The 17,677-nt window shown below is 67.1% G+C and carries 18 protein-coding genes, 1 tRNA gene and 1 pseudogene; 11 read left to right on the top strand and 9 right to left on the bottom strand.

Translation table 11 applies throughout. The features are described from left to right. Positions 1 to 35 precede the first annotated feature (35 nt). Entirely contained in the window at positions 36 to 476 is a 441-nt protein-coding gene (gene soxR, locus ACFHWT_RS13515; protein WP_416594943.1) for a redox-sensitive transcriptional activator SoxR, read from the top strand. Here the strand turns inward: soxR and ACFHWT_RS13520 are convergent. Continuing rightward, a complete protein-coding gene (locus ACFHWT_RS13520; protein ID WP_416594944.1) occupies positions 473 to 1,462 on the bottom strand; it encodes an NAD(P)H-quinone oxidoreductase in 990 nt (329 codons plus the stop codon). The genes soxR and ACFHWT_RS13520 overlap by 4 nt on opposite strands. Before the next feature lie 140 nt (positions 1,463 to 1,602). Here ACFHWT_RS13520 and ACFHWT_RS13525 point away from each other — a divergent pair. Together ACFHWT_RS13525 and ACFHWT_RS13530 are read left to right on the top strand one after the other, a co-directional pair. Continuing rightward, a tRNA-Ser gene (locus tag ACFHWT_RS13525) sits at positions 1,603 to 1,689 on the top strand. Between the two features lie 388 nt (positions 1,690 to 2,077). After that, the gene (locus ACFHWT_RS13530) at positions 2,078 to 2,719 is read left to right on the top strand and encodes an SAM-dependent methyltransferase (RefSeq protein ID WP_416594945.1); all 642 of its coding nucleotides are present in this window, start codon (positions 2,078 to 2,080) and stop codon (positions 2,717 to 2,719) included. Here ACFHWT_RS13530 and ACFHWT_RS13535 read toward each other — a convergent pair. After that, entirely contained in the window at positions 2,716 to 3,177 is a 462-nt protein-coding gene (locus ACFHWT_RS13535) for a MarR family transcriptional regulator (RefSeq protein ID WP_416594946.1), read from the bottom strand. The genes ACFHWT_RS13530 and ACFHWT_RS13535 overlap by 4 nt on opposite strands. Before the next feature lie 122 nt (positions 3,178 to 3,299). Here ACFHWT_RS13535 and ACFHWT_RS13540 point away from each other — a divergent pair, with 122 nt between their 5' ends. After that, positions 3,300 to 3,947: an FMN-dependent NADH-azoreductase gene (locus ACFHWT_RS13540; protein ID WP_416594947.1), complete on the top strand. Its 648-nt coding sequence runs from the start codon at positions 3,300 to 3,302 to the stop codon at positions 3,945 to 3,947. A 193-nt stretch (positions 3,948 to 4,140) separates the two neighbouring features. Further along, the gene (locus tag ACFHWT_RS13545) at positions 4,141 to 4,881 is read left to right on the top strand and encodes a G5 domain-containing protein (protein WP_416594948.1); all 741 of its coding nucleotides are present in this window, start codon (positions 4,141 to 4,143) and stop codon (positions 4,879 to 4,881) included. A gap of 15 nt (positions 4,882 to 4,896) precedes the next feature. Here ACFHWT_RS13545 and ACFHWT_RS13550 read toward each other — a convergent pair whose 3' ends face one another. Further along, entirely contained in the window at positions 4,897 to 5,238 is a 342-nt protein-coding gene (locus ACFHWT_RS13550; RefSeq protein ID WP_416594949.1) for a hypothetical protein, read from the bottom strand. Positions 5,239 to 5,626: 388 nt separating this feature from the next. On the opposite strand from ACFHWT_RS13550, the gene ACFHWT_RS13555 reads away from it, so the two are divergent. Beyond that, positions 5,627 to 7,033 (top strand): RCC1 domain-containing protein, encoded by a 1,407-nt coding sequence (locus ACFHWT_RS13555; protein ID WP_416594950.1) that lies wholly within the window; start codon positions 5,627 to 5,629, stop codon positions 7,031 to 7,033. Between the two features lie 79 nt (positions 7,034 to 7,112). Here the strand turns inward: ACFHWT_RS13555 and ACFHWT_RS13560 are convergent, their stop codons facing one another. After that, positions 7,113 to 7,859, bottom strand: a complete 747-nt coding sequence (locus ACFHWT_RS13560; RefSeq protein ID WP_416594951.1) for a VOC family protein — start codon at positions 7,857 to 7,859, stop codon at positions 7,113 to 7,115. A gap of 103 nt (positions 7,860 to 7,962) precedes the next feature. On the opposite strand from ACFHWT_RS13560, the pseudogene ACFHWT_RS13565 reads away from it, so the two are divergent. From ACFHWT_RS13565 to ACFHWT_RS13575, 3 genes and pseudogenes are all read left to right on the top strand, one after another. Then, positions 7,963 to 8,554: pseudogene (locus ACFHWT_RS13565) on the top strand (transposase); the annotation flags it as partial. 152 nt (positions 8,555 to 8,706) lie between these two features. Next, positions 8,707 to 9,897: an ISAs1 family transposase gene (locus ACFHWT_RS13570; protein WP_416594952.1), complete on the top strand. Its 1,191-nt coding sequence runs from the start codon at positions 8,707 to 8,709 to the stop codon at positions 9,895 to 9,897. Between the two features lie 213 nt (positions 9,898 to 10,110). Then, complete coding sequence (locus ACFHWT_RS13575; RefSeq protein ID WP_416594953.1) at positions 10,111 to 10,464, top strand: hypothetical protein; 354 nt, start codon at positions 10,111 to 10,113, stop codon at positions 10,462 to 10,464. A gap of 18 nt (positions 10,465 to 10,482) precedes the next feature. On the opposite strand, the gene ACFHWT_RS13580 is transcribed toward ACFHWT_RS13575, so the two are convergent. Genes ACFHWT_RS13580 through ACFHWT_RS13600 form a run of 5 tightly spaced genes read right to left on the bottom strand, consistent with a single transcriptional unit; the run spans position 10,483 to position 16,181 of the window. Next, positions 10,483 to 11,772: a protein kinase domain-containing protein gene (locus ACFHWT_RS13580; RefSeq protein WP_416594954.1), complete on the bottom strand. Its 1,290-nt coding sequence runs from the start codon at positions 11,770 to 11,772 to the stop codon at positions 10,483 to 10,485. Continuing rightward, the gene (locus ACFHWT_RS13585) at positions 11,766 to 12,884 is read right to left on the bottom strand and encodes a protein phosphatase 2C domain-containing protein (protein ID WP_416594955.1); all 1,119 of its coding nucleotides are present in this window, start codon (positions 12,882 to 12,884) and stop codon (positions 11,766 to 11,768) included. The genes ACFHWT_RS13580 and ACFHWT_RS13585 overlap by 7 nt, the downstream gene beginning before the upstream one ends. 24 nt (positions 12,885 to 12,908) lie before the next feature. Next, positions 12,909 to 13,610 (bottom strand): vWA domain-containing protein, encoded by a 702-nt coding sequence (locus tag ACFHWT_RS13590; RefSeq protein ID WP_416594956.1) that lies wholly within the window; start codon positions 13,608 to 13,610, stop codon positions 12,909 to 12,911. Between the two features lie 48 nt (positions 13,611 to 13,658). Beyond that, on the bottom strand, positions 13,659 to 14,291 hold the full coding sequence (locus ACFHWT_RS13595) for a hypothetical protein (RefSeq protein WP_416594957.1): 633 nt from the start codon (positions 14,289 to 14,291) through the stop codon (positions 13,659 to 13,661). A 9-nt stretch (positions 14,292 to 14,300) separates the two neighbouring features. Further along, positions 14,301 to 16,181: a hypothetical protein gene (locus tag ACFHWT_RS13600; protein WP_416594958.1), complete on the bottom strand. Its 1,881-nt coding sequence runs from the start codon at positions 16,179 to 16,181 to the stop codon at positions 14,301 to 14,303. 512 nt (positions 16,182 to 16,693) lie between these two features. Here ACFHWT_RS13600 and ACFHWT_RS13605 point away from each other — a divergent pair. Beyond that, positions 16,694 to 17,095 (top strand): hypothetical protein, encoded by a 402-nt coding sequence (locus tag ACFHWT_RS13605; protein ID WP_416594959.1) that lies wholly within the window; start codon positions 16,694 to 16,696, stop codon positions 17,093 to 17,095. A gap of 137 nt (positions 17,096 to 17,232) precedes the next feature. Then, positions 17,233 to 17,643: a helix-turn-helix domain-containing protein gene (locus ACFHWT_RS13610; RefSeq protein WP_416594960.1), complete on the top strand. Its 411-nt coding sequence runs from the start codon at positions 17,233 to 17,235 to the stop codon at positions 17,641 to 17,643. Positions 17,644 to 17,677: the final 34 nt, after the last annotated feature.

Here is a 17,677-nt window from a genome sequence, read left to right on the forward strand (position 1 = left end):
TAAGTTGAAGTTGACTTCAACTCAAGGGTGTTGTGATGGAGCGGACACTGACCATCGGCGATCTGGCCGCCCGGTCCGGGGTGGCACCGTCCGCGCTGCGGTACTACGAGCGGATCGGGCTGATCCGGGCCGGTCGTACCGGCGGCAACCAGCGCAGGTACGACCGCACCGAGCTGCGCCGGGTGGCGTTCATCCGGATTGCCCAGCAGATCGGTGTGCCGCTGGACGAGATCCGCCAGGCGCTGGACGAGCTGCCCGAGTCGCGTACCCCGACAAAGGCCGACTGGGCACGGCTGTCCCAGCGCTGGCAGGCCCGGCTCGACGAGCGGATCGCGCTGCTCACCCGGCTGCGCGACGACCTGACCGGCTGCATCGGCTGCGGCTGCCTGTCGCTGCGGTCGTGCTCGCTGTACAACCCGGCCGACCAGTTGGCCGCCGCCGGCCCCGGCCCGCGCATCCTGCTCGACGGCGGCTAGCGCTCCCCGGTCACCAGCAGCACCTTGCCCAGGTGGTCGCTGCTCTCGACGACGCCGTGCGCCTGCGCCGCCTGCGCCATCGGTATCCGGCGGTCGATGACCGGCCGGATCGCGCCCGAGGCGACCAGCGGCCAGACCTGGTCGTGCACCCGGCGGACGATCTCCGCTTTCTCGGCGAGCGGCCGGGACCGCAACGCGGTCGCGAAGATCGTGGCCCGCTTGGCCAGCAGCGCACCCAGGTTCAGCTCGGCGGTGCGCCCACCCTGCAACCCGATGATCGTCAACCGGCCGCCAGTGGCCAGTGTCCGTACGTTGCGCTCCAGGTAGGCGCCGCCGATGATGTCGAGGATCACGTCGACCCCGCCGTCACCGTCGCCGGTCAGCTCGCGGGCGCGGGCGACGAAATCCTCCGTGGTGTAGTCGATCGTGTGGTGGGCGCCGAGCGCCCGCAGTTGTTCGTGCTTGGCCGCGCGGGCGGTGGTCAGCACGGTCGCGCCGAGCGCCGCACCGAGCTGGATCGCGAACGTACCGATGCCGCTGCCACCGCCGTGCACCAGCAGCGACTCGCCGGCCCGCAGCCCGGCGAGCTTGACCACGTTCGACCAGACGGTGCAGGACACCTCGGGCAGCGCGGCGGCGTCGACCAGGCTCAGCCCGGCCGGCACCGGCAGCAGCTGCCCGGCGGGCACGGCGACCCGCTCGGCGTACCCGCCGCCGGCCAGCAGCGCGCAGACCTGGTCGCCGACCTTGTGGTGGGAGACGTCCGCGCCGACCGCGCTGATCACCCCGGAGCATTCCAACCCGGGGTACGGCGACGCGCCCGGCGGCGGCGGATAGTGCCCCTGCCGTTGTAGCAGGTCGGCGCGGTTGACGGCGGTCGCGGCGACGTCGACGATCACCTCGTCCGGGCAGGGGGTGGGGTCGGGCACCTCGGCCCAGACCAGGGCGTCGGGTCCGCCGGGCTGCGGCACGGTGATCGCGTACATGGGATAAGTCTTACCCGGTCGGGCCGGTTGCCGGGCGGCTACCGCCGCGTTAACCACGGGGCCGGGCACCGGTTCCGAACCCGTGGCACACTAGGGCACAGCGGCGCGGCGGCCGACCGTCTCCGGCTCGCCTCGCACCGGGAGGGCTCGCCTAGTGGCCGATGGCGCTGGTCTTGAAAACCGGTAAGGCAGCAATGTCTTCGTGGGTTCGAATCCCACGCCCTCCGCTCACCGGCCAGCAAGAACGTCCCCTGACCAGCGCGAACACGCCAGTCAGTGGGCGTGTTCATGAGTGCTGAACCGGTCTCACTTCGTCCCCCCGGTGCCGCCGGTCTCGCTGGTCGTGTCGGCTACGTGTCAGCGTCATCCGGCGCGTCGGCGTCAGATGGGCTTCAGCGATATCTCCACTCTTGACGGTAACGGGATAGCCGCCTTGATCGATGATCCGGCATCGAGCAATGAGGGTCTGTGCGTTGCTGCAAAGGGCAGCCTGCTGCTCCGTCATGGTGGCGCAGGCGGAATGGCGATGCTCCAGAGTGGGGGATTGATCCGGGGGTCAGCCGACTCGGGCATCAGGGGCGGCAGCCGGTACCGACCTGGCTACAGTCGGCAAATATGAGTCGGCGGGACTGGAGTGCCTGGCACGAGGCGTACGCGGATCCGAACTCAGCGCTGTCCCGGCGGTTGGCGGTGGTGCAGGCTCGGATCCGGGAGACGTTGGACGCGGCAGCGGCGGGCCCGGTCCGGGTGGTGAGCATGTGCGCCGGCGAGGGCCGGGACGTGCTCGGCGTACTGGATGGGCATCCGCGCCGGGCGGACGTGCACGGCCGGCTCGTCGAACTGGACCCGCAGCTTGCCGACCGGGCCCGCCGCCGGGCGGCCGCGATCGGCATCGACCTTGAAGTGGTCACCGGCGATGCGGCCCGATCCGCCCACTACGCGGGTGCCGTACCCGCCGATCTGGTCCTGCTCTGCGGGGTGTTCGGCAACATCACTGACGTCGACGTCGCCCGGGTGGTCGCGGCCGCGCCGCAGCTGACCGCTGCCGGCGGCACGGTGATCTGGACCCGGCACCGTCGGGAGCCGGACCTGGTGCCCAGCATCCTGGAGTGGTTCGCCGTCGCCGGCTTCGTCCAGGTCTGGCTTTCCGACAAATCCGAGGGGTACGGGGTCGGCGTGCACCGCTTCGCCGGGGTGCCTGCGGCGTTGCGTCTGCGCCTCGACGAGACGCTGTTCCGTTTCGTCGACCGGGACTAGTCCACGGCGAGGTTGCGGGTGACGTGGCAGGCGACTGCGCGGAGCACGTCGATCTGGTGGTCGGTGAGGCCGTCGATGACGTACCGGCGCACGGCGGCGACGTGCCCGGGGGCGGCGGCGACGACCAGCTCCCAGCCGGCGTCGGTGAGGACGGCGTTGGTGTAGCGGGGATTGTCGGCGTCGGGCTCGCGGCGCAGCAGACCGCGTCGTTCCAGGCGTTTGACGACGTTCGACAGCCGGGACAGCGAGCTGGAGAGCTGACCGGCCAGGTCGCTCAGGCGCAGGGTGCGGCCGGGTGTCATGGACAGGACGCTGAGCACGAAGTAGTCGAACAGCGTGAGGTCGTTGTCCCGCAGCAGTTGGGCGTCGAGCGCGCTGGGCAGGTTGAACATGAGCTTGGCCAGGGCCAACCACGCTTCGCGCTCGCGGTCGGTCAGCCACCGGGGTTCGTCTGGCACAAGGCCAAGCGTACGTCTGCGGTTCACCGTTGAAGTGACGGATGTCTCAACCGGTTCAAGCTTGAACCAATACCAGCTACCGTTGAGCTTCAAGCTTGAACCTACGAGCAACTGGAGTAGTGGTGACCCTGTTCCGGCTGGACGCCAGCATCCGTACGCACGGTTCCGCAAGCCGCGAGATCGCCGACATCGTCGAACAGGAGTGGCGCGTTGCCCACTCCGGCGATTCGGTGGTGACCCGCCACATCGGCGTCGACACCCTGCCGTCCACCGTCTGGGCGGCCGCGGTGACTGCCGGCATGACTCCGGCCCAGGAGCAGACCGCCGAGCAGCGCGACGCCGTCGCCCTCGCCGCGACACTCGTGGACGAACTGATCGCAGCCGACGCGATCCTGTTCGCCGTACCGCTGTACAACTACGGCGTCTCCCAGCATTTCAAGACGTACCTCGATGTGGTCCTGGCCGATCCACGGGCGACCGGGGTCCCGTTCCTAGCGGGGAAGCCGGTCGTGCTCGCCACGGTCCGTGGCGGCGCGTACGGACCGGGCACCCCACGGGAGGGCTGGGACCACTCCACGCCGTACCTGCGGCGGGTCATCGCCGACTGCTGGGGTGCCGAGCTCACCTTGGTCGAACGTGAGTTCACCCTGGTCGGGGTCAACCCCGCGCTTGACGCCTTCACCGACGAGGCCGCGCAGTTGCACGCCGGAGCGCTGCAGGCCGCCCGAGAGGCCGGTCGTGCCCTGGGCGCGCTGCCCGTCCCGGCCTGAACATGAAGGATGGCTGATTGTCCAACCGGTACCTAGCCGTTCTAGACATTCGCCGCCGCCGTTGGATCCGAGCTGGACCGAGCGAAAGGGTCGCCGAGATAAGATGATCGGACATCCCCGATTGCCCTAGCCGCAGGAAACTGTCCCTCTTCGACTGCTGTAAGCCATCGATGCCGGCCGGCACACTTCGCCGGTGACCTATCCAGCGCACGACATCAACCAGCGTCCGCTGCCCACCACCGGTACCGGGCGGCTCGGCCCCGGCCAGAAGGCAGCGGCCTATCTCGGCGCCGGTCTGGCGGTCTTCGTCCTGGCCTGTGGCGGCAGCTCGTTCCTGGCGGGTCTGGTCTCCTCGGAGCCGCAGACCACCGGGGACGGCCTCACCGCGCTCAGCGGAGGCGGTGCCGACGGTGACCGGTCGGCACCGCCCACCTCCGCCGTGGCGCGCGGTTCGACCTCGGCCAGCCCGACCGCCTCCCCGTCCCCGAGCACGTCTCCAAGCCCGTCTCCGACCGTTGCGCAGCCGAAGGTGGAGACGAAGACGGTGACCGAGACGCGCGAGATTCCCTTCAAGGAGAAGCGGGTCGACGACCCGAACCTCGCCAAGGGCAAGACGAAGGTGAAGACCGCCGGCGTCACCGGGGTGAAGACGCTGACCTACCGGGTGACCTACACCGACGGGGTGCCGACGGCCAAGGAGCTGGTCAGCGAAAAGGTGACCAAGAAGCCGGTCACCAAAGTGGTGCTGGTCGGCACCAAGGTCGCCCAGCAGTGCCACCCCAGCTACACCGGTGCGTGCGTGCCGTTCGTCAGCGATGTCGACTGTGCCGGCGGCAGCGGCAACGGTCCGGCGTACGTCAGCGGGCCGGTGCGGGTCGTCGGACAGGACGTCTACGGCCTGGACCGCGACGGCGACGGCGTTGCCTGCGAGTAGCGCCGGCCGGTCGGCCTACGGGACCACCCAGATCCGGGCCCACAGCCAGTAGACCAGCGACACCAGCGCCATGATCGCGACGAAGGCCAGCGGCACCGCGATCAACGCGGTCAGGATCGGAAACCGGCGGTGCAGCCGTTGCCGCCGCTGCCAGCGCCACCAGGCCCGGCGGACCCCAGGTCCGCCGGGCAGGCGCAACGCGGCCAGCATCGCCCGCTGCCGCCAGGTGCCCCGGACCGGCTCCGGGTCACGGATCCAGTCCGGCAGGGTGACCGGCTGCCGGCCACGCCGGGGCTGACCTGTGTCGTCGGTACGCGGACCGGCAGCGTCGCTGCGGTCGCCGGACATGTCGGTCATGACTTCCTCGCTGATCGACGGATGTTGGCGTCGGCGATGCCGGGCCATGGCCCGATGGTGACAGCGGTACGCCAGCTTGTCGTGATCATTTCTCCTCGTCCGGCCGCCCCACGCGGCTCAGACGAGCCCGGCGGGCTGGGGGCGACATGAGAACAGTCCTCGCCTACTTGTGAGTAAAGTACTCGTTCGGGAAACCTATTTCTTGACCATGGTGTTTTGGCTTATGGTCTTATCTAAATCCCTGACGCCCTATCTATGGGGCGGGGAGGTGAAATTGGCGACCAAGTGTCGATCACGATCACAGGCTAGGAGAATGATGAGTTGCCACTCCCCTCAAGAATTGTCAGTCGTTTCTTCTGCCGTGACGGCTGGTCGTCGTCGGTGGTCGGTGGTCGGCTATGTGGCGGCGGTGCTGGCTACGGCCATGGCCTTGGTGATCGGTGACGCCTCTGCCGGCTACGCGAACAGTGGACAGGTCGAGAGTGCGATCGCCGCCGTGTCTGCTGGCGACGCGGGTAATCGACAGGTCTCGGCCGAGCTGGGTTCCGTGACCGCTGTCGCTGCCGGCACCATGCACAGTATCGCCCTGCGTTCGGATGGCACCGTCGTCGCTTGGGGTGCCCGGAACGATTGGGGCCAGCTCGGTATCGGCACAACAAGAGGGAGCTTGACCCCGACACCGGTGTGCGCCGTCGGCCAGCGGGCGCCCTGCACCGAGTTCCTTACCGGCGTGATCGCCATCGCTGCGGGCGCGTTTCACAGCCTCGCTCTGCTGAGGGATCGTACGGTCGTTGGCTGGGGCTACAACAGGTACGGCCAGGTCGGTAACCGCTCCAATGTCGACGAATATAGTCCGCGGCGGGTGTGCGCGGTGGAGAGCATCAACTTTCCCTGTTTCGAGTTGCTGCGCGGGGTCCGGACCCTGACCGCAGGTGGTCTGCACAGCCTTGCGCAGTTGACCGACGGCACCGTCGTTTCCTGGGGTAGCAACTCCTACGGTCAGCTGGGTGATGGCACGACCGTGGACCGGGTAATTCCGGTGCGGGTGTGTGCGGTGGGGGAGGTTGCGCCCTGCGCCCGGTTCTTGACCGGAGTCAGAGCCCTCGATGCCGGCGATTACCACACCTTGGCGGCGGTGGACAGCGCACAGGCCATCGCCTGGGGTAACAACTTCTACGGTCAGCTTGGTGATGGCACGACCGTCTCCCGCGTCATTCCGGTGCGGGTGTGTGCGATTGGGGAGGTCGCGCCCTGCTCTCGGTTCCTGAACGCGGTGAAGGAATTGGGGGCTGGAGGACGCAACAGCATGGCCCTGCTGGGCAACGGCAGTCCGGTGGCCTGGGGCTACAACGAGTACGGCCAACTTGGTGATGGCACCAGGACCAATCGTCTGACTCCGGTGCGGGTGTGCGCCGTGGGAGAGGTCGCACCCTGCGCCCGGTTTCTGTACGGGATCCGCCACATCGCGAGCGGCGAGTTCTACAGCATTGCGCAGCTCAGTAGCGGTGGTGTCGTGGCCTGGGGCTACAACGAGGTCGGCCAACTCGGTGATGGCACCAGGACCACTCGGCTGACTCCGGCACGGGTGTGTGCGGTGGGGCAGGTGGCACCCTGCACGAAGTACCTGTCCTTGATCAGAGCTGTCTCCGCCAGCTACCAACATAACCTGGCGCTACAGCCGGACTACACCGTGGCAGCCTGGGGCTGGAACGAGTTCGGCCAGATCGGCAACGGCACTTTCGGTATTGAACTGATCCCGGTGCAGGTTCTCGCGCCCAGGCCAGCGCTCCGCTGACCGCCTGGCCAGGTCTGGCCAGAGGAGAGGCTCCCTCGCGTGATTACCGGCGCTGTGCCCACCGTCGGATCATGGCTGATCAGGCCGCCCAGACTAGGCAGAACGGGTGGCCGGCCGGGTCGGCGTAGACGCGCCAGTCGGGGCCGGCACCGTCCAGCCGGGTGGCGCCGATGGCGAGGGCGGCCCGTTCGGCGGCGTCCACGTCCTGGACCTGCACGTCGAGGTGGATCTGCTGCGGGTACGCCGGATCCGGCCAGCGGGGCGCGGCGTACTGCTCGACCTGCTGAAACAGGACGGGCTGTGCACCCTGTTCGTCGATCATCGCGATTCCGTCCCCCTCGTAGGTCACCGCTTTGCCGAGCAGTCCGGCGTAGAAGTGGCTCAGCTCCTTGGCGTCGGGGCAGTCGAGCATGACGCCCGCCAGAGCGGTCTGCGGCTCGTCAGCTTTCAGACACAGGCAGAACGGGTGGCCGGCCGGGTCGGCGAGGGTGTGCCACCGTTCGTTGCGTTGCAACAGGCTGGCACCGAGCTGCTGGGCGTGGTCGGCCGCCGCGTCGATGTCCGAGACCTGGAAGTCGAGGTGGGCCTGCTGCGGCCGGTCCTGGCCGGGCCAGTCCGGCGGTACGTGGTCGACGGCCTGTTGCAGCCCGATCTGCCAGCCGTCGTCGGTGACAAGGGTGATCCAGTCGTCGTCATCGTCGCCGGTGGGCCGGCGTCGCCAGCCGGCGAGCTGTTCGTAGAAGGTGGCCAGGCGGTCGATGTCCGGCGCGTCGATCGCCACGGCCCGCAGTGAGCCGACCGCCTGCCGGTCTGGTTCGGTGGTCATTCCCCCGATCCTGCCGACCCCAGCGCCGACCCGCCACCGGAATTCGGCGCTAGCCGTTCAGCACTGACGGTGCGAACGTCTACTCGCCGGGGCCGGCGGCCGCGATGAGGTGTTCAAGGCGTTGGTGCTGGCCAGGATCATCGAGCCGACCAGCAAGCTCGATTCGGTGCGGGTGCTGGACGAGGCCGGCGCGTGGGCGCCGTCGTACGCGACGATCAAACAGCGGCTGCGGGTCTACGCCGGCGGTGACAGTGCCTCCGACGCCGCACTACCCGGCCGGCGCCGAGGCCGGAGCTGATGCGGCGGGTGGCCCGTGGCGGGCCCGGTTGGCACGCGCCTGCGCCGAGCACGTGCGGCTGGGGCCGGCGACCCTGCTGCTCTACGACGTCACCACGCTGTCCTTCGAAGCCGACGAAGGCGACGGGTTCCGCGAACCCGGCTTCTCCAAGGAACGCCGTCTGGAGCGGCAAATTACCGTCGGCCTGCTCACCGACGGGGCCGGGTTCCCGTTGATGGTGCACGCGTTCGACGGCAACCGGGCCGAGACCACCACCATGCTGCCGTTCCTGCGCGCGTTCCTGCACGCGTACCGGCTGTCCGACGTCACCGTGGTCGCGGACGCTGGGATGGTGTCCGAGGCGAACCGCGCCATCGAGGAGGCCGCAGTGTCGTTCGTCCCCGGTGCCACGTATCCCCAGGGGCTTTGCGTAGTCGCCTGGAAGCCCTTCTGGCCTGCGTGAACGCGCTGTCATCGACCTGGTTGGAGGGTGACAAAGGGCGGGTGCGGCCCGTAGGTGATCATGGAGTTGCTGAGACAACATGACACCGACAAGGACTACACCCGCGCATGTCATCATCGCTGATCGACGTGATCCGTCAGCACGCCCCCGCCCCATCCGGCACGATTCCCGCCGACCGGGAGGCGTATGGCCTGTTGGAAGCCTTGGCCCGAGTTCCCGATCCTCGTGACCCGCGAGGAGTCCGCTACCCCTTGGCGAGCGTGCTCGCGGCTGCGGTGTGTGCGGTGGTGGCCGGGGCATCCACGTTCGCGGCGATCGGCGACTGGGTCGATGATCTCGACGCGTCGGCGTGGGGCCGGCTCGGGTTCACCGGCCGGGTACCGGTCCTGACCACGGTGTGGCGGTTGCTGGTCCGCGTCGACGCCGAGACGTTGACGTCGGTCCTGGCCGACTGGCTGTGCTCCCGACTACCAGCGCCCGCGCCGGCGCGGCGTGTCATCGCTGTCGACGGCAAGGTGGTGCGGGGTGTTGTCCTGCCCGAAGGACGGGTCCATCTGCTGTCGGCCTACGACACGTCGACCGGTGTGGTCCTGGCGCAGGTCCAGGTCGCGGCGAAGTCGAACGAGATCCCGGCGTTCGCCCCGCTGCTGGAGCAGGTCAAGGCTCGACTGGGGAGCCTGGCGGGTGTGGTGATCGTCGCGGACGCGTTGCCCGCCCAGGTGGCCCACGCTCGTGCCGTCGCCGCTGCCGGCGGACACCTGTACGTGTCGGTCAAGGCCAACCAGCCGACGTTGTTCGCCCAGCTCAAACGCCTTCCGTGGGCGCGGGTGCCGGTCGGGGACCAACACCGCGACGTCGGGCACGGCCGCCGGGAGACCCGTACCGTCAAAGCGTTGACCCTCCAGACTCCCGGTGGCATCGGCTTCCCGCATGCCCAGCAGGCCGTCCGGATCACCCGTACCCGCACAACCGCCGGTAAACGCACACGAGAGACCGTCTATCTGGTGGCGTCACTGCCCGCAGCCGACGCCCGACCTGCTGAACTGCGGCAATGGGCCCGAATGGAATGGCACATCGAGAACCGGCTGCACTGGGTCCGAGACGTGACCTTCCGCGAGGACGCCCACCGGGCTCGTACCGGCAACGGGCCCGCTGTCGCGGCGGTCCTGCGCAACACCGCGATCGGGTTCCACCGAGGCAACGGCGAGACCAACATCGCCAGAGCCACCCGCCGCGCCGACCGCCGCCCCCACGACCTCATCACGACCGTGACCAGCAGTTACCCCACTACGCAATGACCCTGCCCGTATCCCCGACGCACGATTTCAAGCGTAACGCGCGCCCACTCCCAAACGCAGCCATCGGTAAGCAATCTGCAGCTCCAGCACGCCGGCTTCGCAGCACACAAGTGACAAATCATCTCGTCAAGGTTGTTCACCATTCAGCTAAGACTGACAATCCGTCCACAGACGTCACGAGGCCGTCAGCTTTCCTCAAGTACGCTAACTCCTATGAACGCCGATGTGTTGCTCGCCCGCTGCGAACGCAGCGCGAATCTGTATGGCCTCCGGATTGAAGAGCGGTCCGACGCCTGGTATGCGACATGGGCCTTCGCGCTCGACCAGCATCGCGCCGGTCGGGAGAAATATGGCAACGCAGTGATCAACGCGCTTCTGTGTCTCGATGAAGGCTTCCCGGGTTGCCCACACTGCGAAGCGGTATCCTTCGTCAAGTGTGGGCAATGCGCTCGTCTGACCTGTTGGGACGGCGACGCGCGTGTGTGGCGCTGCCGGTGGTCGCCGTGCCGGTACAGCGGAGTTCCTTCCGGCCAAATCGAGAGCTTCCACCAGCACGGCGACGTCTAACCCTTCGGTGGAGGTGGGCTACGCCTCGATCGTGCCTTCCACCTCCCCGAAGTGGATCTTCGTTCCGGGGGTGAGGCTGACCGACTGCCCGGGCGCGACCGTCTGATGAGCCTTGCCGGGCACCTGTGCGAGCCACTGGGTGCGGCTGGTGTTCCTCAGGCCGAGAATGCTCTTGGTCGGGTGTTGCGTGACCTCGGCGCAGGCTGGGCCGCCGGCCGCAGGGTCACCGAGCTTCGTCAGGTGATGGGCATACAGCTTCGTGGTCCGGTTCAAGGCGATCAGGCGGCTGCGCCCGATCACCAGTCGAACCGGGGACCGAAACCCTTGTCGGCAGCGCCAGCAGACGATCTCATGGGGACGCGTCACACAGACAAAGTTCTGGCCCTTGCAGGAGGCGCACTCGACCATCGCATCCGCAACCGCCGTCAGCGCCGACTGCCATTCACCGAATGACGGCCGACGGCCGGGGTCGTTGATTCCTTCGGTGAAGACCCGAACGAACACCGTGCGGAGGACTTCGGGGTACAACTTCCAGAACACGGGTGCGTTGAGGTGCACGCCCGGCACCGGACGGTTTGATGAGTCGGACGGGTCGAAGATGAACACCGGGTGTGTGCCGTAGATCCGTCGCATCGCGGCCTCGTCAAACACGTGAATTTGCGCCTCGGCCTTACCCTGCAGCGGGTGGTCGTTCATGAGCAACAGGAACAACAGGACGGCCATTGAGAAGCTGTCGGTCAACGCAGACGGCTTCTTCTCCTGCCGAACGATCTCGGGCGCCATGAACCGCGCGGTGCCGAGCACCTGTGGTTTGGCCCGGGAGGATGCGACGTTGTCGTTGTCGCAGATGAGAACCTCTCCGGTCTTCGGGTCGATGAAGAGGTTCCCGTCCGAGATGTCGCAGTAGAACAGACCCTTGGCCTGGAGTGCCTTGAACGCCGATACCGTCTGGCTGGCAGCCCGGACCAGCTCGCTGAACCGGATGCCGACCTTGCGGCCCAGCACCATCGGGAGGCCGACGAAGCTCGGTGGCCGCAGCCGCATTACGTAGCCGAACTCGTGACCCTTTGTGACGATGTCATCGGGCCACAGGAAGTGCGCGGACGGGGCTTTCTCCTCGACCAGAGCCGTGATGCTCTCCTGCAGCTCCCGTCGTTGACTCGCCGGGTGGAACCACTTCACCGCGACCTTACTGCCGTCGGCCAGTCGCGCCTCGTGGACCGTACCCTGTCCGCCGGTCCCCAGCAGCTTGCCGATGGTGACCGTATTCCCCATTGAGCTGTCGAGTTTGTCATCTGGCTTCAGCATGTCGTCTCGGTCCCGTCTCGCCTGTCACTTTCGAACCAGCTGGGCCATGTCGCCCACGGCCGTCCATGGCGCTCGATCTGGCGCTCGGTCGCCCACGCCATGGCCACCGACATGTCATCGCCGCTTCCTTGCCTCGATATCTCTGGCAGCCAGCGCTCCAGGTCCGCCGACAGGTCTGCGGTTTCCACGGCTCGCTTGGCGATGTCGGCGCAGAACTGAAAAAATCCCGCTTGGTTCTCGAACGAGTTCGGCACACCGTCGGTAACCAAGATGACTGCGGACGGAACGTTTCCCGGTACCACCGGTACCGTACCCGCGCTGATCCGGTATCTCGCATCGTCGTCGCAGAGCGACGGCGTCGCGTTCGCGATCGCTTCCGCCTGCGGTGGACATAGGTAGCTCGGCTCTCCGCCGGTGATCGTCACCATGGCCCCGTCACCGATCTGCAGCCAGTGGATCGCGTCGGGTCCGATCAGGACCCCCAGAGCCGTCGATCCATACGCCCGGAAGTGCCAGTCGCCGAGCCTCTCGGCGTCCCACTCCTGCGGGCTGGGCCCATACGCGTCCGGACCTGCGGGCTCCGTCTCACTGGAGTCAACCGACTCGGCGTAAGACTCGAACGCCGCGAATTGATCGTACAATCTTTGCGCTGCGGCAGGGCCCTGCGTCGCGATGACGTGGTCGATGTAGCGACCGAGCCGAACCTCTACCGGGTTCAACTCAAATATCCGGGGCGGATTGGCGATCAGATCGCCGCGCACCCGCGCATACCAGTTCGCGACGAGAAGGTTCGGAGCCTCGCTCCAGTCGATTTTCGTGCTGGCCATGGTCCTCCGGACAGACGGTTTCTCTTCGAGGTCCCGATAGGAGGAGAACACCTCTTCCATGGCCGCCACCGCGAACTCGGCACCACGTCGGCTCCGGAAGTGTGCCTCGGAACCGTGCCCGTCAGCAACCGCCACCAACGCCCACAACCCCGCGTCCCAGCTCTTGCTGATGCTACCGTCCTGGCACTCGACGTCGCTTCGGTAATGCGCTGCTCCGGTGACCGACACATTCGTTGCCTGCCAGATCCGCGAAACTCCGTGTGTGCCCAACGCGTCGTCCTCCACTAGACACTTCCTCCGGCTCTCCGCTCACCAGACAGCGTCGGCGTCAGGATCAGCAGCGGGCGGCGGAGGCGGCGGAGTGGGAGTTCCATCGGATGGAACGGTTACAGTCCGGCTCGCTGGTGCCGACGCCGACTTCAGCACGGTCGTCGAGACATACCTGATGTATTTCACCAGGTCGGGGGAGTTACGTGCCTGCAGCGGTTCGACCTCTTGGTGGCCGATGAATTTACGGAGCGGGTCAAGGTCTGCGTCGTCGCCGATCGCGATGGCCATCCGCAGAGCGCGCTTGCCCCACGGTTCCGCCATCAACGCGTCGAAACCGCTGTCGAAATCGTCGGTCGGCTGCCCGTCCGACACCAGCACCACCACCGGGCGGAGCCCCCGCTCGGGCATGTTCCTGACGGACAGCTCCTTCGCCATCGCCTTCATCGCCGCGCCCATGTCGGTGATGCCGTTGACCGGGACGCCCGTCCAATTGAAGTCTTCGACCGGGACCGGCCCCGGCGTCACCCATTGGCACCCCGTGCTGAAGGTCAGCACGCGGACCTCGACGGCGGCGTACGGATTCTCGGCGGCCGAATCCCGCATCGCGGGCAGGGCCTCACGAATAGCGAAGTTGAGCCGATCGATTTTTTCCCCGGCCATCGAGCCAGACACGTCGAGCACCCAGTAGAAGCGCAGCGGCCGCCTGGATATCGCCCCACCGGGCAGGTCCATCATGGTCAATGTGATCCCTCCTTTACTCCGCGATGACCGCGAAGTGGTGCTTCGTTGTCAACAGCGCTCCGCGCCGAGACGGCCCAGGGGACCGTTCGTCGCGTCGATCATCGGATAAATGTTCACCTCGATAGAGCCGGACTTCCTGCCTGCGCGCGGCCGACCACCCCAGAAAGCGCGGCTCCCTACGACCGCTCCGTCGGCCCGGCCGAAAACGGCCGGCACCTGGGGCAGGATCTCCGTGTTGAACGCTTCCGCGTACCTGGTTCCCTCGTCTGGGGAATCGGCCACGCCGAACGACAGGACAATTCCCGCCTTCCGGCCGGCCAGATCGGGCTGCGACGTCCGTTCCTTAAGCTGCCGCTCGATGGCGGCCAGGTGGGCGTCACGAGCAGCTGACGGCGCCCCGGTCAGCAGAGCGGGATTGGTGTCGATCCGCATGCACACAAAGTCGCTGTCGACACCGGCGGGCGGTTCCGGCGACCGGTTCGTAACCTGCGACGTCGGTGACGCGCTCGGGGTTGCTGCGGGGGTGGGGGTCGCGACAGCGCTCGGCGTTACGGCTCCGCCGGTCTGGGTCGCAAGGAAAACCACGACGAGGACCAACAGCATGTCGGCGAATACCCAGCCGACGATGCCGAGAAGTCGCGCCGCGTTCGGCGCGGTCGGTGAGATGCCTGGCTGATCCACAGCGGCCCGCTATCCGATCGGCCAGCGTCGGCGCAGCAGCGACGAGATCCGGCCACGAGGTGGTGCTTCCCCGCGTCCTGGGTTCGACAGGGCCTCGACCAGACGCCGGCTGGCGTCGAGGTTCTCCGCCAGCTGACGGTGCACCTGGTGCAGGTCCGGCAGGACGTGCGGCGGTGTTTCACGGAGCCGGTCGATTGCCTGCGTCAAGGTCGCCGCAGCCTCTCGTGACGACTGTGCCAGGGTGGCCGCAGTGGCTTCGAGTTCCTGCTCGAACCGGCGGACGGTCTGGCTCGCCAGCTCAAGTTGTCCGCGCATCACCTGTTCAGCCGACGACACCATCTGTTCGGCCGCAGCGGACGCACCACTCATGGCATTCGCCGTCGCTCGGCGTTCGGCGAGTTCCCGATCCAACGTAGTGATCACGGCGCCGCCCAGCTTCTCCATCTCCCCCGGCAGCGTGGTGAGGGTCTTGAGTAGCGCGGCTTCGGTGGCGTTGGCAAGCTTGGCGGTCTTCTTGGCAGCAGCCGCCGCCGCCAGTGGAACGTCGACGACATGGCCCAGATCCCGCACGAGCACTTCTTGGCGTTCGTACAGGCTGTCGAGCTTCGCGCCCACGCTCTTGACCGCCCCCAGTACGTTGACGACGTCCTGCTGCAGCGCCGGCAACCGACTATTCATGGTGGTGGCGCCGGAGAGGAGCGACTTCACGGTGGTCTCGAACGTGCCGGTCGCGGCGGCGATCGAGGTGATGTGGGCTTGGAGGCCGTCGGCGCTCCCGGCGACCGCGCTCCCCGCGTTCGCCATGTCTCCGGTCGCGCGGACGAGATCTTCGACGTTCTGTTTTCCGTGCGCGACAGTGGCCACGATCTCCGCCTGCGCTCCCCGGAGATGCTGCAACGTCTGCTCGTAGAGCGGAACGATGGCGGACAGACTCTCCAGATGCTGCTTGTGCAGGACGTCCACCCGGTCGCTGAACTGCGCGGCGGTCTGGAGATGGTCGTGCAGTTGATTGCGGATCAACGGCAGCTGTTCGGTGACATCGTTCATCGACTCGACCAGGGATCGGGCCGTGTCGTCGAATCTCCCTGCGGTCGCGCCGATGGACGCCAGGTTCGTTGTCAGATCGCCGACACCGTCGGCGATCCCTTTCGCTGCCTTGGCGAGACCGCCGGTGGCTTTCGTCAGGGCGGTGGAGCTCGCCCTTCCGGCTCCCGCCGAGGCGACGAAATCCTTCTGTGCGGCGACCAGGCTTCGCAGGGTCTCCTGCAACGCAGGCGCCAGCTGGTTGAGCTCCACCAACAGGCGGTCCGGCCGGCTGTCTGCCTGTTCACTGACGGCCAGCGCCGCCTCGGTGGCGACTGAGCGCAGCTGCCTGACGATGTCTCGGCGAGCCGTGTCGTTTTCGTGGTCTGCGCGTCGCTGCAGCCATCCGCCGGCCCCGAAAAGGACCACGACCACGGCAATCGCGATGAGATCGAAGAGCGCAACGACGTCAAGAGTGACCCAGGTCCGATCGCCGAATCCCTCGGTCCACATCTGGAGAAACGACGCGTCCTGAAACCTCGACTGCTCCTCCTGCGGAGCGTTCAACAAGCCTCGGTACGCATGCACGGCAAAGAATATGCCCCCCCACGTGAACAGAAGCGGAAGGAACAGGGCCAGGGTCCGAAAGAGGTCAAGCACCTCCAGTCGCCGGCTGACCGTGGCGGACCTAGCGACGACGACCTCGTCCGGATCGAGCTGCCGCAGGATGTCCACGTTGGCCCAACGCTGGATCTCACCGGCCCGGAAATCCGTCGCCAGGCGATCAAGGGTAGTGGCGATATTGCTACAGGCCGGCTCTTTCGCGAGCTTGTCCAGCTCGCTGGCGATGTCAGCCGAAGATTTCATGGAATGCCGATCGAATCCAAACTTTTGGAGTCACGCGTGGAGATTTCTTGGTCGCTCGTGGCCCGACGGTACGCGAGCTCCACGATTTGATAAACAACACGGCTGGGTTCGGCCGTCCAGTACACACCGGTCCGTCCAACGTATCATGACGGACTGCGGCGGCTGGCCTCAGGAACAGCACCATAGGCCAGCCCCAGCGAGCTGGCCAGCCGGCCCTAAAGCTCGCGTACGGCCGGTCGGGCATTCAAGCAATTGAGGACAGTGTTGATCATGCGCAGCGTCAGCGTTCCTTCCATCGCAGCAGCACGGTGCGCCGATACGGCGCTCATCCGACGTCACACAGTAACGGCAAGGGTGGCATGCCGGACGCCTACAGACAGGCGACGATGACTGGCTGAACGGACATGCCGCCGACGCTCGATCGGTTGTACGCGCAGGATGACGTACATCGCCGCTGCGTCGACCAGTGAGCTGATCTCAGCGACGCGAATGTGTTGATTAGCGCGACACGGATGAAGGCGATGAAGCCGGACGCGAGGAACCCGAACCGGCACCTGCGCCTGACCTGCTCCCGCCAGGCGCTGACGGTGCTTGTCTGGTTTCGTAAGGGCGAGGACACCGCGTTGCTCGGCACCGGCTCCGACGTCGCCCGGGCGACCGCCTACCGGTGCCTGGCCGAGGGCATCACGGTCCTCACCGCACAGGCCACCGACCTGCACATCGTCCTGAACCGGGCCGCCACCGAGCTGAACCTGCCCACCCTGGCCGACTCCGGCTACGAAGCGCAGGCCAGGGCGTCAAGACCCCGATCAAGCAACTCGCCGATGGCAGCCGGCTTGCCCGCGACAACCGCTTCTACAACCATCTGCTGCACGGTCAGCGGCGGCAGGGCGAACGCGGCTTCGCCATCCTGATCGGACGCTGGAGGACGCTACGTCAGATCACCGGCCCACGCAAATCGGCGACGTCGTCACGGTACGGTTGTTGACGGCGGTCGCTATGGCAGGGCCGAGTTCCGTACGGCCGGGGCGCGGGTTCGGGAGGCGGCGCGATGAGTCCGACGGTGGGCGACAATGTAGGGCGGCTACGTCGACTCAGGGGACTCACTCAGGAGCAGTTGGCGGAGGCTGCCGGGCTTGCGGTCGAGACGATTCAGAAGCTGGAGCAGAACAAGCCGGGATCACCACGGATGTCGACCTTGCGGGCGATCGCCGCTGCGCTTGCCGTGCCGACATCCGTACTCGTCGGGCCTCCTGTCGCCAGCCCGGCGGCCGGGGCCGGATCCGATGACGACGAGATCGCGGTTGGCCTGCTGCGGCGGGCGCTGACTCCGGCCCGTGGCTTGAGCGGGACAGCTGTCGGTGATGTCTCGACAGATCCGCCGACGGTGCGAGAACTGCAGATGTCGATTGCCGATATCGACCGGATCTACCATGAGGCTTATTCAGCAGGGCCCCGATAACCCACAGTGGACCCCCCGATAAATGAGACGGCCC

Source organism: Micromonospora sp. LOL_021, assembly GCF_048060215.1.
GTDB lineage: Bacteria > Actinomycetota > Actinomycetes > Mycobacteriales > Micromonosporaceae > Micromonospora_E.

What these genes read in the sequence shown, in the direction of transcription:
- soxR (WP_416594943.1), top strand. Translation starts at nt 36, where the DNA reads ATGGAGCGGACACTGACCATCGGCGATCTGGCCGCCCGGTCCGGGGTG.
- ACFHWT_RS13520 (WP_416594944.1), bottom strand. Translation starts at nt 1,462, where the DNA reads ATGTACGCGATCACCGTGCCGCAGCCCGGCGGACCCGACGCCCTGGTC.
- ACFHWT_RS13530 (WP_416594945.1), top strand. Translation starts at nt 2,078, where the DNA reads ATGAGTCGGCGGGACTGGAGTGCCTGGCACGAGGCGTACGCGGATCCG.
- ACFHWT_RS13550 (WP_416594949.1), bottom strand. Translation starts at nt 5,238, where the DNA reads ATGACCGACATGTCCGGCGACCGCAGCGACGCTGCCGGTCCGCGTACC.
- ACFHWT_RS13560 (WP_416594951.1), bottom strand. Translation starts at nt 7,859, where the DNA reads ATGACCACCGAACCAGACCGGCAGGCGGTCGGCTCACTGCGGGCCGTG.
- ACFHWT_RS13570 (WP_416594952.1), top strand. Translation starts at nt 8,707, where the DNA reads ATGTCATCATCGCTGATCGACGTGATCCGTCAGCACGCCCCCGCCCCA.
- ACFHWT_RS13575 (WP_416594953.1), top strand. Translation starts at nt 10,111, where the DNA reads ATGAACGCCGATGTGTTGCTCGCCCGCTGCGAACGCAGCGCGAATCTG.
- ACFHWT_RS13580 (WP_416594954.1), bottom strand. Translation starts at nt 11,772, where the DNA reads ATGCTGAAGCCAGATGACAAACTCGACAGCTCAATGGGGAATACGGTC.
- ACFHWT_RS13600 (WP_416594958.1), bottom strand. Translation starts at nt 16,181, where the DNA reads ATGAAATCTTCGGCTGACATCGCCAGCGAGCTGGACAAGCTCGCGAAA.
- ACFHWT_RS13605 (WP_416594959.1), top strand. Translation starts at nt 16,694, where the DNA reads ATGAAGGCGATGAAGCCGGACGCGAGGAACCCGAACCGGCACCTGCGC.
- ACFHWT_RS13610 (WP_416594960.1), top strand. Translation starts at nt 17,233, where the DNA reads ATGAGTCCGACGGTGGGCGACAATGTAGGGCGGCTACGTCGACTCAGG.